Source organism: Methanofastidiosum sp., from assembly GCA_013178285.1.
In the GTDB taxonomy this organism is placed as follows: domain Archaea; phylum Methanobacteriota_B; class Thermococci; order Methanofastidiosales; family Methanofastidiosaceae; genus Methanofastidiosum.
The window spans coordinates 1-14,657 of sequence record JABLXD010000025.1; the positions used below are offsets into that span (position 1 = coordinate 1).

The following is a 14,657-nucleotide window of genomic DNA, read 5'->3' on the forward strand; positions in this document are numbered from 1 at the left end:
TAGATTTTTCCCCGATAAAAGCCCTTTATTTACAGCTTCTTCTTGGGGGGGATATAGGCTACCATAACCTTTAGATTTAAGAAGATTAATATCCTCTTCTCTAAGTGGAAGGTTATCTATAATCACGGAAAACCTTAAAATTTACCTATTTATTAAATTAATGAAGGTGCTTTAATGTTAAATGCAAAGGATTTTGAAATGTTTGAGATCATAGATATCAAAGCTCGAGAAATTCTTGATTCTCGAGGTAATCCTACTATCGAAACAGAAATTATAACTGGAGGGGGCTATGGTTCAGCAATAGTTCCTTCCGGCGCTTCTACAGGAAAACACGAAGCTTTAGAACTTAGAGATAAAAATGATAGGTATGGCGGAAAAGGAGTTTTAAATGCTGTGAGAAATGTTAATGAAACTATTACTCCCCTACTTATAGGTATGGACATTAGAAAGCAGAAAGAAATTGACAGAGTAATGATAGAAGAAGATGGAACTGAAAATAAAAGTAATTTTGGGGCCAATGCCATTTTGTCAGTCTCGCTAGCAGCTGCAAGATGTGCAGCAGACACACTTAACATGCCCCTTTACCAATATATTGGAGGGCTAAACACATATGTCTTGCCAGTTCCAATGATGAATGTGATAAATGGAGGGGAGCATGCAGGAAATGAACTTGACTTTCAAGAATTTATGATAATGCCTGTAGGTGCCAAATCATTCTCCGAGGCCTTAAGAATATGTGCTGAAGTTTACCATCACATGAAAAAAATCATTGCTAAAAAATATGGAAAGAGTTCAACAAATGTTGGTGATGAAGGTGGATATGCCCCCCCAATGAAGGAAATATCTGAACCTCTTGAGGCAATAATGTCAACTCTTGAAGATTTATCCTACCAAGATATTGTAAAAATTGCATTAGATACAGCGTCTTCTACTTTTTATGATGAAAAAACAAATACATACAATGCAATGGGAAAAAAGATGAATCCTGGTGAACTAATAGATCTATTCACAGATGTATCCTCAAAATATCCCATAATCTCTATAGAAGATCCAATGGCAGAAGATGATTTTGAAGGATTTGTAGAGATAACAAAAAAGCTAGGTAAGAAAATACAAATTGTTGGTGATGATCTTTTTGTTACCAATAAAAATAGACTTTCAGTTGGAATAAAAAAAGGAGCTTGTAATTCTTTACTACTCAAAGTAAATCAAATAGGGTCTTTAACTGAGGCCATTGATACTGCAAATCTTGCATATAGAAGCGGATATTCTGTAGTGGTAAGCCATAGAAGTGGAGAAACCGAAGATACAATGATAGCTGATATAGCCGTTGGAATTTCATCTGGACAAATAAAAACTGGAGCTCCTTCAAGGAGTGAACGTTGCGCAAAATATAATAGACTTCTTAGAATAGAAGAATATCTAGGAGAAAGTTCAGTATACGCGGGAAAAAATTATAGAATACCATTTTAAGCCGAGGTAGTCTAGCTAGGTAAGGCGGCGGTCTCGAAAACCGCTGGTGCTCGCCACCACAAGGGTTCAAATCCCTTCCTCGGCGCTTTCCTACAAGAACAAATCCCAAGGCTGAAAAAGGTCGAAAAGTTCTATATTGAACATCATTGTAAGAAAAACAAAAATAAAGAAAAATTTATTTCTTGTATAAATTTTTTTGTGTTTTTTATTACATAATTTCTTTTTTAATTTTTTATATAAGCAAATTAAATCTTTACGAAGTAGGTATGAAATTAATATATAAAAACATGTCAAAATCAAAGATTTATTTATTATCGAGAATAATATGTTTTGAGAATTATCAATTAATTGCAATTTTATTAGTAAGAATGTAGATAGTAAAATTATTGGAGGGAATTTACCTATTAATTTAAATTTTTCATTATCTATTTCGCCCATTAATGTATATGTTTATTAAATGCATATAAGATAAGTTGTGGGTTAGACTTACATAAAATATTGCATGGTTGAATAATTGCGGTTCACTGAAAACAAAAGCATCTTTTGTGCCCTGATTTTATACTTGCTCTGCAAATTTTCTATAAATTCTTGCTTTCCTAGCAAGAATTTTTGACAGCGCTGTAAAGGATAAACTTTAGCATGGCCTCCTTTTTGGCCATATCAAACCTCTTGGCGCTTACACTCTCGCCATATGCGCGCTTTACAGCTGAAAAACAGGACTCGACCAACCATCGCTTGCCGTAGTCATATTTCTCATTCCAGGCTTCTTGTCCGATCTTCTCTAGCTCTCGTATGCATTTTCGCCGCAAACGGGAGCCTCTCGATTTTGGAGAGGCGCCTTTTCTAATTTTTATTATGGGTTGTATGTTATTTTCATCACAATAATCAAATATCTCCTTGTCATCGAATGCACCGTCTCCCATAAACGCTTTCATTTTAATCTTCCTAGAGTTCTCTTTGAAAAGGGCGTTGTCCCTTGAAGCGCCTTCTGCTACAACTACGTCTAAAATCTCGCCTGTCCTGACATCTATTGCAATCATTACCTTTATCCACTTCCTTTTCTTGCCGGAAATAATCTGATACCATTCACTTCTGTTTGAGGCCTTGACACCTGTGCCGTCAAATGCAACTACTCTATCCGGGTCATCAGCAACGGCTGGAAACTCAAAATTCATTTTGGCAAATCTTACCCATAGGGCCGTGTAGTCAGCAGCCTTTACGCCAGGAACATACTTTGATAAAGCTCTCAGAACTCCTTCGGTCTGTCTGTACTCTAGGCCAAAAGCAGTTTTCAAAAAAGCTGTAAACTTGATGAATGAATCGGTGTAAGCGTAGGGTCTGCCACGCTTATTCCTGTTCATTCGATTTAACTCTCTCCCCCACATGCTTAAAAAATCTAAGGATAGGTAAAATTCTCCCCTCTTAACTAAACTCTCGTTGTATTTGCTCCAGTTGCGCTGCATAAAGGGGTGGGGTTTTTATGGGGTTTAAGCTTTTCGCTTCAGTTGAGAGGAATTATTCAACAAAGCAATAAAATATAAGAATGATAAAAATAAAAATTAATTTTGATTTAGGATCTCTTTTGCTTTCTTTATTATTTCAATTGCCATGGCCTGGGAGTAATCGTCACCAAATTTAACGACTTCTTCAAGCCATTTTCTATTCTCTAGATAAAAATTTACAGTCCGGATTTTTGATTCTGCTTTATTGTTTTCCATATTTCAACCTCTAACAAATTCTCCTTTCAAAAAAGCCATCCTTTTCTTTTTCTCATTGACTTTGAATCTGTAAACGCCCTTGACTAGCTCTAGATAATCTTCCATGCTTTTCATGATCATCTTTGCCTTATCAGATGATCCTTCATTGCCAAAACACAAAAGCAAAAATCTGTACCCTTCAGCATAATTAATTGCATGCTCAATTGACATGATCATCTCAGAAATATCAATAATCCCAAAGCCGTAGAGCTCCTCTCTTGATAGCGTTGGCAGTAAATCCATCTGCCTTTTTTCCATAACATCAATACTTTTTGCCAATATTTTTTCCTCCTTACTTACTACTTACTTACTACTATACTACATACTACACTACACTACACCCCATTCAGTGGAGATCTTTTCTTTCAATTCTCCAGTGGAAATGCCAAGGCCTTTAGAAAAGTTGTTTAGGAGGCGCTCATCACTTAAGACGCTGTCGATGCCGGATTCAGAGATCTTCTTTTTTAGAAGAGGTTTAATCTTCCCTTCCCAGATTTCATTGCGCTCTTTTTCGTTTAATTGCCTTTCAACATGCTTATTTGTATTTTTAATGCCCTTATCAATCTGTATTTTCGTTTCTTTGAGATTAATCTTAGTCAATTCATCAATTTTAGCCTTTAGCCTCGTAGCTTCCAAAATAGCGCTTTCATACTGGCTTTCCAGTAATTCAAGCTCTGATTTGTTCCTTTCCGCATATTGAGTTAGGGCCTCAGTTATTGTCTCTGTAAATCCCTTAGTTGATACGGTGCAGCATCTGTTCAGAAGATCCTCAGGAAGCCATGCCTGAATCAGCCTCTTCCCATACCTCAACTGGCTTTTTCCCATACTACACCCTCTGAAAAATGGATTTTCCTGTAAGTAAAACTGGCCCTAAAAATGGCACTTTGTAAGTAACCTGTAAGTAAAATAGGCCTAAAAAAGGGGGTTTTGTAATGATGGCTGTAAGTAAAACTGGCCCTAAAAATGGCACTTTGTAAGTAACCTGTAAGTAAAATAGGGCCAAAGTGTAGTATGAAATCAATCATATTCACTCCGAAATCTTTGCTCCAACAAGTGATTCCAAGGGCAAGAGCTCCCCGACCTTCATGACATATGTGTCGCACTTGTACTGGAAAGACCCGTTCCGCTCTGTTTCCCCTTTCCTCATGAGCCTGGCCCTCTTAAGGAGTGTGTCCCTATCAATGGCCCCGGCAATAGTGAAAGTGCCTTTGAACCTGTCATGAAATACAAAAGCAAAGAGATCCTGCTCCAAAGACACCTGGCACGATGGGACGTTGACATTGAAATCAAGAGAGGGGCCGTAGTCATTTGATATCGTCTTGACATCAATCCTTTTGCCGGAAATTCTAAAGTCGCAGTTTGAATAAGGACTAAGGGATAGCCTGACGTTTAGCTCTTTTCTCAAGCAGTGAACCAGAAACTCCTCCTCACCCTCAGCGCCGTTATACCTTGAGGAAGGCATCGGCTCAAAGATTGTTGCGATGCGGCTCATGAGGCTTCGCCTAAAGGGGATTTTTCATTCTGCTCATTTTTTTCATAGGAGAAGTTTGAGTACGGCCCGGTGTTGAGGCTTAGCTCGCCGTTCTTTGAAACCCTTGCCTCGATGTTGTAAAATGAGACGAGTGATCCAATAAGATCCGTTCTTTTGAGCTGCGCCTTTGTAGAAAGGAATCTCCCGGGGATTAGTTTTCCGCTCTTTTTTGAAGTGAAGGGTTTTGTGTCGTGGCAGTTGACCCATATCTTATCCTTGCCGTCAGTTATCTCAATCCCAGTCGTCCTGAGCCTTATGGCCCCCTCCTCCTCCCTGACGTTTGAGACCCTGTTCACCGTTGCATTCAGAAAAACAATCCGGCCCTCGTCATTGATCTTTGATAGAAGACAGTCGAGAGAAACACAGTCTGGCCTTATCTTTGGCCTGGCCTTAAAACTGGATATTGGAAGGGGCTTTCCATCCCTCCAGCCGTAAGCGTATGCCAAAAGCATGGCTGCCTCTTCCGGAGACTCGTTCCTGGAGAACTTCATCTCAAGCTCAAGCTTTTTATCAAGCCATTCAGGCTCGTTCTTGTGATTTACGGCGGCATATTGCGAGAGGTAGTTTGATGCATCCTCAAAAAGATCATCCATCTTCTCTTTTGGTTTTGAGAAATTCTCAAGTGTGGTGTCAACGCCTTTCGGCTTGTTGAATGCCTCATAATACAGGAGGAGCGTAGCGCCTCCGGGGCTAACATTCTTTTCTTCACTCTTTCTTTTTACAAGCTCGGCAAACTCCTCATCGGATACGCCAAGCTTTTCAATCAATTCTTTCTTCTTTTCATCTGTCAGCAAAATCCAGACCTCCTGGATTGGCGGAGCGGAATAGATGTGTAATGGTACCTATGGACGTTTGGGGCCCACATCGTCTTACCGCTCTTTCGCCCTATAAATACGTCATATATGACGAATTTACATACCAAAAGATAAGCAAGAGAGTAAAAGATTTTCGATAGGCATATTGTATTTTCAAACATATGTAACGAAATTTTTATATATCAGGCGGCAGATTATCTATAGTGGTCCTATGGCAAAAGAGCATCAGGGGGCAAGCCTCCCAAAAGAGCTATTGAGAAGGATTGACTATATAGTCAAAGAAACTGATCTTGGTTACACCTCAAGAGCGGATTTTGTAAAAGAGGCCGTGAGGCAGAAGCTAGATGAAGTTGAAAGAAAGCTCTTGGAATTAGAGAAACTAAAAAAAGAGCTAAAGGAAAGATAAAAAGAATAGATGGGCCGATTACACTTCGGCGTCCTTTAGCTTATCAATTAAGACACCCTCAACGTTTATTATGAACGCCTCCCTGCTTTCGCAGGTCTCTGCTATCTTTAGGACTACCGCCATGCTCTTGACGTAGTTCCTGTGGTAGCCCCTTACTTTTTCTCCAAAGACGCTCTTCTGTGCCCTTAGTATTTCGCTCTTTATTCTGTCCCTTACCTCCTCCATTGTCTTGGAGTTGTCGGCTATATTTAGCGCCACGGAAGGCGCATCTATCCCACCATAAGTCCAATTGCTTGTCATCGAACTAATTTGGAATTATTGATATAATACAATTGGCCGAGAGTATATTTTTATTTTGGCCTTAAAATTAGGGCCATATGAGAAATAAAAATAGAATTAAAAATTAAAAACAATTTATTCTTTTGAACTTTTCCATCCCTTATAACCTACATATATAAGAATCACACCAAAAAAGATATCGAAAAAAGAGCTATTTCTTGATTCTTCAAATTTTAAAGCTAATAGCCCATAAGTAAGATGTAATTTCATTGATAGATCTCTTATATAGTTTGCATCTTCATTTAATAGCCAATTATTGTCCTCAATACTTCTTTTATCAGCATAAGTATTATACTCTTCTAAAACATTAGTCCTTTCGTCAAGATAAAAAAATATTCTATTGTGGTAATTGACTGTATGATATATATTTGACGATGCAGTTAAAATTCCAATAATTAAGACTATTAGAAAAATATTAGACATTTTCATATTATCCCCAATTAAGAATAATAATCATTCTATTTAAAGTTATTTTTAGGGCCAAAAGAGAGATGGCCCAATAATATTAAATTATTACTTTTAAAAAAAGGCCCGGGCAAATGGGGGTAACTGAAGCTGATATGATAGATTTGGCCGGGACAAAGATGGATAGGATAAGACAGGATAGTATCATTGTAGGTGTTATAGGCAAGGGCTAAAAGATAGAGATTAAATAGGGGCCAATGGGAATATTCTTCATTCATATCGCCGCCAATAATATATTTGGAGTTAATAATATAAAGAATTAAAAAAACATATCAAAAGATACAAACATTTAGAAAAATGAAAAGGTGTAAGGATGGGACGACCTTCTAAAAGAACAAGTGCTAGGATAGGTAGTGCCTCTGGGGGAATAGCTGCAGCTATTGTTTCAGTTTTTTTTATAGTATATGGATTGTTAGCCTTTATGAATCCAGATAAATTTACAATTTTATCCAAACTTTTTGAGTATCAAATTATAGAGAAAATTGATCCTTATCTTGGATTAGTGTTTGCTATATTAGGATTTTTGATATTATTTAAGGGGTAGCCATAATGAAAGATGAATTCACTACAAGAAAAGGAAAATATGATTTTTTTGTAGGACTTTTTTTCCTATTTCTAAGTTTAATGATTACAATAATTCTGTCTTTTGTGTATAGTTATAATGGAATATATTTAGAATATGGAGATAAATCGTATTTATTAGTAGTAATCCCAGCTTCTATTTGTGCTATTATTACTTATTTCTCATTTCGTAAAATTAGAGCTTATTGGAAAGAAGGAAAATTAGAGAAAGAAGGTAAAGAAATACTAGAAAAAATTATTGAAAATTTAGATAAATTCAAAAAATTTACGATATTGACTCAAAATAGCAGTATATACCATATTATATCTGAAAACAATAAAATCAAAAACTTGCCCTTGTTATTTCCTGAAAATTTTGTTAAATACCATATAGACGATATAGACGAGAGACTTTCTCTCCTAAATGATAAATGTGTGTATATAGATATTTCAATAGAGAATATATCTTTTTTAGTTGATGATTTCATATCAATGATAAATTCATACACACTATTAATCAATTGTTATTCGGAATACATTGATAAAAACAAAATAAATGTTGACGCCTCTATTAAGAAATTATATTTAGAAACTTTTAGATCTCCGTATAATGATTATATATCTGAATTTAATACCCTTACCACTTATATTCTAAAAAAGATTGGAAAATCTAGAACTATTCCTGCGTTAAAAGCACCACATATATTTTATTCTTGATTATAACTCAATACAATATAAAAAATCATTTACTAGCGGCGGTAAATTTTATTCTTAAAATAACATCAAGCTACATGTCACGTCATCAGTTCTTAATAGCTTAGCAATTCCCCTTCATGACAAAAGATATATCTCTTGAAATGAAAACACCTAAAAAGGCAAATTGTCTACAAGAACTAGGCTGGAAATAAATGCAATCTCAAAATTTAGTTAAAAAGGAGTTATTCAAAGAAGTTGACCCATCGTGGGACTTTAGGGGCAGCGACACCAAGTACTCCAATCACAGCTTTCATACATATCCTGCCATGATGATACCCCAAATTGCAAGAAGATTGATAGAAACTTATGGAAAAGATGCAAAGGTTTTGCTGGATCCATTCATGGGTTCTGGAACTGCAGTTTTAGAGGCTACCCTTCACAATAACTTTACTAAAGCTTATGGGATTGACATAAATCCTTTAGCTATTTTAATATCAAAAGTTAAGACAACTCCAATTAACTCTGACATATTATCAAACGAATACAAAAAACTCATAGACAAATGTGTGCAAGGCCTTAATGAAATTAATCTTAGCGATGCCGAGATAGAAACACCGAACTTCTTCAATATAGACTTCTGGTTTAAACCGAAAGTAATCAGGGAACTCACAATAATTAAGAACAATATTGAGATAATCAAAGATCCGAAAATAAAAAACTTCTTTTATGTAGTCTTCTCTGAAACAGTTAGAAACGTTTCCAATACCAGAAACAGCGAGTTTAAGCTTTACAGAATGAACGATGAAAAGCTCAAAATACACAATCCTAACGTTTTAGGCACTTTTAAGGATAGGGCGCAAAACAATATTAGAAAAATGGAGAGTTATGAAACTGAAGCTAATAAAAAATGCCAAGTTAAAATACTCTCTGAAGATTCTAGGTATAAGACTTCCATAAAAGATAAAGAAGTAGACCTGATTGTTACTTCGCCACCATACGGCGACAGCAGGACCACAGTAGCATACGGCCAGTTTTCTAGGCTTGCGCTTCAGTGGATTGGTTACGAAAAAGAAGACGTAATGGGAATAGACAAGGAAAGCCTTGGCGGCGTACCTTCAAAGGATTTGACTGTCACAATTGATTCTCCGTCTCTAAAGAAAACAATAGAAAGGATTTCTAACATAGATGCTGAAAGAGCCAGAGACGTGTTGAGCTTTTACTTAGACTTTGACTTGTGCGTAAAGGAGCTTCACAGAGTAACTAAAGAAGGTGCATTTCTCTGCTTTGTCGTGGGCAACAGAACGGTCAAAGGAATTCAAATTCCAACTGATGACATAATAGTTGAGATGTTTCAGTTAGAAAATAACTACAAGCACCACAAGACCATAATTAGAGAAATACCAAACAAAAGGATGCCAAAAATTAACAGTCCTTCAAACGTGAAAGGGGACTATGGAAAGACGATGAGTCAAGAATGGATTATTATTTTGGAGAAGACTTAAGGATAGATTTGTAGTGAATTATCGTATAATTTCTTAATATGTAATCTGCTTAGTCTAAACCCTGGGCCATGATCTCTAACGCTACCATTTTCTTTGATGTGCATCCTAAACTCCCAAACAATTAATCCTTCTTTGAACAATTTTTTGAATGCATCTGCACTTAAATGAGTAAGTAACAAGGCGCTCCTATAATGGAAGTATTCTTTGCCATTTATTCGTTTATTATCGGCTAATACTAATAGCAAATTTTCATAAAGTTTTTCATGCAGTTTGTCCATTAATTCTTGGACATCAAAGTATGCTACTACTCCGCCAGTCCTATGAACAATATTCAATCTTTCATGATTGAATTCAAGCTTAAATCCTTGATTATTGAAAGAATCCAAGTATAGAGTAATTTTAAGTGCCTGCCTACGATTTTTATCGATATATCCAAATTTCTGTATGATTTCTTTAGGGCTTAAGGGATCCCAATGTGGGGTTTTTGTGATAAGAGTGACACGAGAAGTAGCCGATGTCCTTTGAGCTTTTAGTTCTACCGGCAGACCATTATAAATTAAGTCAGGTTCCCCCGCATTATTCTCAACTATCCCCCAAGTCTCTTCTAGAGTATATCCTACGCCAGTATCTCCATCGCGCAAATTTTGAATGAAGCCCTCATTATCAACTTCTTGCATAGCAAGTTTTACATCTATTTCTTTGAGCATATTGTATGTTAAGTTATACTCCTCTATAATGCTTTCGAATGAATCATGCATAGAACTAATTATCTTCTATTTCTAATGTTCGCAATAAGAACAGAGTAACAAAAGATTGGTCTTTTTATTGATACAATATCTAAATATTCAGAGTTTATAGCAAACAGGAAAATATTTTTGATAATAACTCAGAATGTTAAAAGAAAAGATGAAAAATATAAAGAAAAAACTAATAGAATAACAAAATCTCTAGAAAATCATATTTATGACTCGACAAAAAGAAAAAACATTAAACAGTATTTAAATGTTGTAAATAATCAAAAGATAAATCAGCGAAGATGGCACCACGGGATTAAGAAGCAATCTAGGGTAGGTAGAACATAGTATAACTATTAATAGTTACATTTCCTCTAATTGTTTTATTCGAGGATCGTCAGGTGAAGATTTCTTTACTTTTTCCGTAGTCATGTCTAAAAAGTTTAGGTGAGTATCTTCCGCTCTTCTTAATAAGTAATCCCAACTCCATGAGTTAATATTCGTTGTTGTATATGTTTCCCTTAACTTCATAGACCCATCTTTGATGTCACCATATATTAAAAGACCCTCTATTTGAATCTTTTTCAATGGAGCCTTGGAAGCTTCCTTCTCACAATGGTCTCGTAGGAAAAAAACATAGTCTCGTAATTGATCTAATTCTTCATTTCCTATTTTCAGTCCTGGCCTTTTAAGTTCAATCACGTGGGCCGTTCTCGAATCACCAATACAAAAATAATCCGGGATTTCCCGTCCACTCTTATCTTTTGTTTTGGGTTGTCCAAATTTTTCATATAATATTCTATTGAGACTTTTCTCTCTTTGAAAAGATTCCCACCCCATATCAATCAACCAAGGATGATCTTCAATATAATCTTGCATATCAGGTTTTTCCGGAACTTTATCCGTTATCATTTGTCTGAATTTCTTAATTATTTCAACTCTTCCCTTTATTTTTTGAGCAGTGTTAACGGCTTCAATAATGTCCCATTCTGCCAATATTTCAAATATCTTATCTCTGTCAGCCTCTTCAGCAGCATTGATTTGTTTGATTACTTCTAAAAATGTATGATTTGTTAGTGCGTTATAGCCAAATTTTATTAATTCGTCCAATATTTCTTTATCTTCATCAAGTTGTGGTATTGATACTAATTTATCAACGAATGAATTAAAAATATGTCGTTCTTTCGGAGGCAGACGTGATGCATATTCAAGATATTTTACTACTTCTGGTCTATTTTCCTTACCAATTCTACGTTTATCCACCCAATCTTTTAATAAATCCTTAACTTTATTTTGACCCCAGTTTTTAAGTAACGAAGGCCCTGGTTCCTCCCATAAAATAGATCCTCTATCCGTTGATGTAAAATCTTGGCCTTCAGTTACATCCAATTGATCTGCAATTATTTCTCCTGTTAAGTATTGCATGCCATGTTGACCGTAAACTCCTCCGCTAATCCCAAAAAACCAAGGAGTATGCGACAATCTACCCCGGGTCATTATAACAATTCCCCTAGCCTCCTCATCAGGTATTGTTGTCTCAGTAAATCCTACCCACCATTTTATTGAACCAAATCCTTTTATTTCTTCTTCGTTCCATTTTCCTTTTTCCGTAGGATATCTAAATTGAAATTCTAATTCTGCCTTATCTAATTTTTTGCCATTTAAGAAAATTGTAAATTCTGGGTTAGAAAAAATTGTGAAACGCCGCGACATGCTTTTTCTGAAGGAATCTTCTATAATTGGCCTACTAATTTTAAGTTGGCTTAATGTAATTATGGTTCCATTTGATTCATTTACTTTGAAACCGTCTTTTTCCATTCTTTCAGGTTCATAATCACTCACAAATTTATTTCCTTTTGTCATTTCGCCATAATCCATCGCAAAATGATTTAAAATTCCATCTTTGACTGTTCTTACTTCTACCCTATTTGCAATTCCAAAGCCAGCTAATTTACCGATTCCTTTTCTTGACATTAGTTTTCTTTTTTTTCTACCACGATACTTATTAGAATAATCTCCTTCTTCTTGTCTTCTGTCTCTCCCAACAACTAAATAAGAATTGTTACATTCCTCGTAACTCATTCCATGACCGTCGTCTTTCACCGTTATGACAGCTTCCGAATCAATTGAAGTGGCAAAAGGAATTTCTATTTCAACTACTGAAGCCATGGCATCATATGAATTGGCAATTAATTCAGCAATACATGGAACTGCTCCTGAATACATTTGTAATCCTAAATGTTTAATCAATCTTCCAGCAAATTCCATCTTGTATTTGCGTTTTTCCACCTTGGCGCTCAATTCAGTCCTCCATGTATCTTATAACTATTTAGGCATGCAATAGCAGCTTGTTTGGCAAAAAGACATGGCAAAGCATTGCCAATGACTTCGCAAACCAGATCTATAGAATTAGTATCAAATATATATCTATTTGGAAATGTTTGAATATTGGCCGCTTCTCTAACAGATATTGTTCGAGATTCTTCGGGATGACTAAATCTTCCTCTGCAAGGTGAACAAAACCCGCTAGTCATAGTTGGTGGAATTTGATCCCATCTAAGCCGTCCGTATACATTAACAAATCCTCTGTTGCTATTGAGATGGCATTTAGGCCTTAAATTTAAAGGTAGCGAAGCTCGGCTATCCCCTTCTTTGAGAGAATCCAATCGTCTAATGCTTATCTCTTTTAAATCTCTAACAACATGCCAATTGTATCTTTGAGGTCCACCTTTGCTTTTGGCCACAGAAATTGTCAAAGGCTTTTTTTTCCTTATCAGAACATCCGATACATTGAGCCAAGGTTTTAGATTGTTTTTATTATTTCCATTTTGACAATGGGTTATGTCTGGCATTTCTATTCTAAAATTGTTCCCTGCCAACAATACGAATCGTTTCCTGTTTTGGGGAACTCCAAAGTCAGCCATTTGTAATATTTCCATGTTACAAATGTACCCAAGTGAATTTAAATTATTAACAAACATATCTAGAAGAGGCTTTCCTCTTTTCGTAATACCAGGAACATTTTCCATCATTACCATTTTTGGTTTAATTTCTTCTATGATTCTTGCCATTTCTAAAATTAATTGATTTCTAGGGTCTTCCCTACGATATTTATATGTCAGTGATGTGAAACCTTGACACGGTGGACATCCAGCGATCAAATCTATATTTTTTAATCCTGTCAATTCTAGTATTTCTTTTCCATTCACATTTCTTATGTCTCGAGTAATGATTTTAACTTCTGGATGATTAGCGGCATATATTTTACTAATTTCAGGACTAATTTCTAACCCCAAAACTACATTGAATCCTGCTTCTTTCAACCCAACGGTTAAGCCTCCAGAACCACAAAATAAATCAATTGCAGTTAATTTACGGCTAAAGGGTCTCATTTATTGCACTCCTTATACTTTCTTTTACTTTTATTTGATCTTTATATATGTCAGTATCCCATAAGCGGATAACTTTCCAGCCATTTTGTTTTAGTTTTTTAGTTATTATTGAATCTCTCTCTTTATTTTTATTTAGTTTTTCTGTCCAATATAGTTTATTATGTTTAAATGATTCCCCCGATAAATCTTTTTCGCTTCGACCATGCCAAAATGAGCTATCGCAAAAAATCAAAACGTTTGTATTCTCAATAATAAAGTCTGGATTGCCAAATAGAGAGGGGTGCTTAGAATAATTCAAATTCATTTCTTTCAAGATTGACTCAAACTTGAGTTCTAATTTTGTATCTTTACTTTTTACCTTTTTCATTCTAGCACTTACTTTTCCAGAAGGCGATTCATTATTCTTTATCATATAATCCTCGTATTAATTCATTATATACTGCCAAATCAATATAAAATTTTTCTTTATTAATGCAGAGGTAAGCAAAATAACATTTATATTATTTGTTATTAAAATAGATGGTGACGAATAAGTAAGATAAGAATACGGATTTACCAAATAACTCTATCTTTCTTCTTTTTGCACTTCTTACAAACTAAAAAAGTCTTCTCTGTTTTTGGGTCATAGCAATAGCTAGCAGACCTCTCAATCGGCCTTGCTAGAACTACTCCACACCTAGCACAGTAATATTCCCTCATGCTTTCATGATCCATGCCACTTCGTAATACTTTGGCCTATTATTGAATGTTGCACCCTGGGTACACTGCTTCATTGTCTGACCATCGGCATAGAATCCGTTTGTCCCTATTGTGATTGAGTGAGCCCCTCCTGTTGTTCCAGGGGCCGTTGTGGAAGTCGTTATACCCTGTAAGAATCTATCAATTAGATTTGGCGTTCCGTTGTTACCATCGCAAAGGAGCCACCCAGATGGGATGCTTGACAATGCGCCACTCCATGCAACAATGATCCCTGGAGGCACATATGA

Annotated in this window: 20 protein-coding genes and 1 tRNA gene; 7 read left to right on the forward strand and 14 right to left on the reverse strand. The window is 35.7% G+C overall.

Going from position 1 to position 14,657, the window contains the following annotated elements:
* Positions 1 to 174: 174 nt before the first annotated feature.
* On the forward strand, positions 175 to 1,473 hold the full coding sequence (gene eno / locus HPY60_08225) for a phosphopyruvate hydratase (GenBank protein ID NPV51162.1): 1,299 nt from the start codon (positions 175 to 177) through the stop codon (positions 1,471 to 1,473).
* Positions 1,474 to 1,558: transfer RNA gene (locus HPY60_08230), tRNA-Ser, on the forward strand.
* A 511-nt stretch (positions 1,559 to 2,069) separates the two neighbouring features.
* Here the strand turns inward: HPY60_08230 and HPY60_08235 are convergent.
* From HPY60_08235 to HPY60_08260, 6 genes are all read right to left on the reverse strand, one after another.
* Positions 2,070 to 2,936: an IS5 family transposase gene (locus HPY60_08235; GenBank protein ID NPV51163.1), complete on the reverse strand. Its 867-nt coding sequence runs from the start codon at positions 2,934 to 2,936 to the stop codon at positions 2,070 to 2,072.
* A 96-nt stretch (positions 2,937 to 3,032) separates the two neighbouring features.
* A complete protein-coding gene (locus HPY60_08240) occupies positions 3,033 to 3,191 on the reverse strand; it encodes a hypothetical protein (protein ID NPV51164.1) in 159 nt (52 codons plus the stop codon).
* Positions 3,192 to 3,194: 3 nt separating this feature from the next.
* A complete protein-coding gene (locus HPY60_08245; protein NPV51165.1) occupies positions 3,195 to 3,509 on the reverse strand; it encodes a hypothetical protein in 315 nt (104 codons plus the stop codon).
* A gap of 51 nt (positions 3,510 to 3,560) precedes the next feature.
* Complete coding sequence (locus tag HPY60_08250; protein NPV51166.1) at positions 3,561 to 4,055, reverse strand: hypothetical protein; 495 nt, start codon at positions 4,053 to 4,055, stop codon at positions 3,561 to 3,563.
* Between the two features lie 202 nt (positions 4,056 to 4,257).
* Positions 4,258 to 4,722 carry a hypothetical protein gene (locus tag HPY60_08255; GenBank protein ID NPV51167.1) on the reverse strand — a complete coding sequence of 155 codons (465 nt, stop codon included), beginning with the start codon at positions 4,720 to 4,722 and terminating at the stop codon, positions 4,258 to 4,260.
* Complete coding sequence (locus HPY60_08260) at positions 4,719 to 5,555, reverse strand: hypothetical protein (GenBank protein ID NPV51168.1); 837 nt, start codon at positions 5,553 to 5,555, stop codon at positions 4,719 to 4,721. The genes HPY60_08255 and HPY60_08260 overlap by 4 nt, the downstream gene beginning before the upstream one ends.
* 232 nt (positions 5,556 to 5,787) lie before the next feature.
* On the opposite strand from HPY60_08260, the gene HPY60_08265 reads away from it, so the two are divergent.
* Positions 5,788 to 5,982, forward strand: a complete 195-nt coding sequence (locus tag HPY60_08265) for a hypothetical protein (GenBank protein ID NPV51169.1) — start codon at positions 5,788 to 5,790, stop codon at positions 5,980 to 5,982.
* 18 nt (positions 5,983 to 6,000) lie between these two features.
* Here the strand turns inward: HPY60_08265 and HPY60_08270 are convergent, their stop codons facing one another.
* Positions 6,001 to 6,282, reverse strand: coding sequence for a hypothetical protein (locus tag HPY60_08270; protein ID NPV51170.1), 282 nt, complete (start codon positions 6,280 to 6,282; stop codon positions 6,001 to 6,003).
* 114 nt (positions 6,283 to 6,396) lie between these two features.
* Positions 6,397 to 6,750, reverse strand: a complete 354-nt coding sequence (locus HPY60_08275) for a hypothetical protein (protein ID NPV51171.1) — start codon at positions 6,748 to 6,750, stop codon at positions 6,397 to 6,399.
* Between the two features lie 349 nt (positions 6,751 to 7,099).
* Between HPY60_08275 and HPY60_08280 the strand changes: the two genes are divergently transcribed.
* The 3 genes from HPY60_08280 to HPY60_08290 all read left to right on the forward strand — a co-directional run bounded on the left by HPY60_08280 (position 7,100) and on the right by HPY60_08290 (position 9,545).
* Positions 7,100 to 7,330: a hypothetical protein gene (locus tag HPY60_08280; GenBank protein NPV51172.1), complete on the forward strand. Its 231-nt coding sequence runs from the start codon at positions 7,100 to 7,102 to the stop codon at positions 7,328 to 7,330.
* Positions 7,331 to 7,335: 5 nt separating this feature from the next.
* Positions 7,336 to 8,064: a hypothetical protein gene (locus HPY60_08285; protein ID NPV51173.1), complete on the forward strand. Its 729-nt coding sequence runs from the start codon at positions 7,336 to 7,338 to the stop codon at positions 8,062 to 8,064.
* A 191-nt stretch (positions 8,065 to 8,255) separates the two neighbouring features.
* Positions 8,256 to 9,545: a DNA methyltransferase gene (locus tag HPY60_08290; protein ID NPV51174.1), complete on the forward strand. Its 1,290-nt coding sequence runs from the start codon at positions 8,256 to 8,258 to the stop codon at positions 9,543 to 9,545.
* On the opposite strand, the gene HPY60_08295 is transcribed toward HPY60_08290, so the two are convergent.
* Complete coding sequence (locus HPY60_08295) at positions 9,542 to 10,252, reverse strand: hypothetical protein (protein NPV51175.1); 711 nt, start codon at positions 10,250 to 10,252, stop codon at positions 9,542 to 9,544. The two genes, HPY60_08290 and HPY60_08295, sit on opposite strands and share 4 nt — an antisense overlap.
* 168 nt (positions 10,253 to 10,420) lie before the next feature.
* Here HPY60_08295 and HPY60_08300 point away from each other — a divergent pair, with 168 nt between their 5' ends.
* The gene (locus tag HPY60_08300) at positions 10,421 to 10,627 is read left to right on the forward strand and encodes a hypothetical protein (protein ID NPV51176.1); all 207 of its coding nucleotides are present in this window, start codon (positions 10,421 to 10,423) and stop codon (positions 10,625 to 10,627) included.
* A gap of 15 nt (positions 10,628 to 10,642) precedes the next feature.
* On the opposite strand, the gene HPY60_08305 is transcribed toward HPY60_08300, so the two are convergent.
* The 5 genes from HPY60_08305 to HPY60_08325 form a co-directional block, all read right to left on the reverse strand.
* On the reverse strand, positions 10,643 to 12,580 hold the full coding sequence (locus HPY60_08305) for a hypothetical protein (protein ID NPV51177.1): 1,938 nt from the start codon (positions 12,578 to 12,580) through the stop codon (positions 10,643 to 10,645).
* Positions 12,577 to 13,671 carry a DNA cytosine methyltransferase gene (locus HPY60_08310; protein NPV51178.1) on the reverse strand — a complete coding sequence of 365 codons (1,095 nt, stop codon included), beginning with the start codon at positions 13,669 to 13,671 and terminating at the stop codon, positions 12,577 to 12,579. Before HPY60_08310 ends, HPY60_08305 begins: the two co-directional genes overlap by 4 nt.
* The gene (locus HPY60_08315; protein NPV51179.1) at positions 13,658 to 14,083 is read right to left on the reverse strand and encodes a very short patch repair endonuclease; all 426 of its coding nucleotides are present in this window, start codon (positions 14,081 to 14,083) and stop codon (positions 13,658 to 13,660) included. The genes HPY60_08310 and HPY60_08315 overlap by 14 nt, the downstream gene beginning before the upstream one ends.
* A gap of 140 nt (positions 14,084 to 14,223) precedes the next feature.
* Positions 14,224 to 14,385: a hypothetical protein gene (locus tag HPY60_08320; GenBank protein ID NPV51180.1), complete on the reverse strand. Its 162-nt coding sequence runs from the start codon at positions 14,383 to 14,385 to the stop codon at positions 14,224 to 14,226.
* Positions 14,367 to 14,657, reverse strand: a 291-nt coding sequence (locus tag HPY60_08325; protein ID NPV51181.1) for a tail fiber protein, incomplete at its 5' end; no start/stop codon positions are given. The genes HPY60_08325 and HPY60_08320, both read right to left, overlap by 19 nt.

Bases quoted from the DNA above. Each gene is read 5' to 3' on its own strand.
- eno (NPV51162.1), top strand. From the start codon at position 175: ATGTTAAATGCAAAGGATTTTGAAATGTTTGAGATCATAGATATCAAA.
- HPY60_08235 (NPV51163.1), bottom strand. From the start codon at position 2,936: ATGCAGCGCAACTGGAGCAAATACAACGAGAGTTTAGTTAAGAGGGGA.
- HPY60_08240 (NPV51164.1), bottom strand. From the start codon at position 3,191: ATGGAAAACAATAAAGCAGAATCAAAAATCCGGACTGTAAATTTTTAT.
- HPY60_08250 (NPV51166.1), bottom strand. From the start codon at position 4,055: ATGGGAAAAAGCCAGTTGAGGTATGGGAAGAGGCTGATTCAGGCATGG.
- HPY60_08255 (NPV51167.1), bottom strand. From the start codon at position 4,722: ATGAGCCGCATCGCAACAATCTTTGAGCCGATGCCTTCCTCAAGGTAT.
- HPY60_08265 (NPV51169.1), top strand. From the start codon at position 5,788: ATGGCAAAAGAGCATCAGGGGGCAAGCCTCCCAAAAGAGCTATTGAGA.
- HPY60_08270 (NPV51170.1), bottom strand. From the start codon at position 6,282: ATGACAAGCAATTGGACTTATGGTGGGATAGATGCGCCTTCCGTGGCG.
- HPY60_08275 (NPV51171.1), bottom strand. From the start codon at position 6,750: ATGAAAATGTCTAATATTTTTCTAATAGTCTTAATTATTGGAATTTTA.
- HPY60_08280 (NPV51172.1), top strand. From the start codon at position 7,100: ATGGGACGACCTTCTAAAAGAACAAGTGCTAGGATAGGTAGTGCCTCT.
- HPY60_08285 (NPV51173.1), top strand. From the start codon at position 7,336: ATGAAAGATGAATTCACTACAAGAAAAGGAAAATATGATTTTTTTGTA.
- HPY60_08290 (NPV51174.1), top strand. From the start codon at position 8,256: ATGCAATCTCAAAATTTAGTTAAAAAGGAGTTATTCAAAGAAGTTGAC.
- HPY60_08295 (NPV51175.1), bottom strand. From the start codon at position 10,252: ATGCTCAAAGAAATAGATGTAAAACTTGCTATGCAAGAAGTTGATAAT.
- HPY60_08310 (NPV51178.1), bottom strand. From the start codon at position 13,671: ATGAGACCCTTTAGCCGTAAATTAACTGCAATTGATTTATTTTGTGGT.
- HPY60_08315 (NPV51179.1), bottom strand. From the start codon at position 14,083: ATGATAAAGAATAATGAATCGCCTTCTGGAAAAGTAAGTGCTAGAATG.
- HPY60_08320 (NPV51180.1), bottom strand. From the start codon at position 14,385: ATGGATCATGAAAGCATGAGGGAATATTACTGTGCTAGGTGTGGAGTA.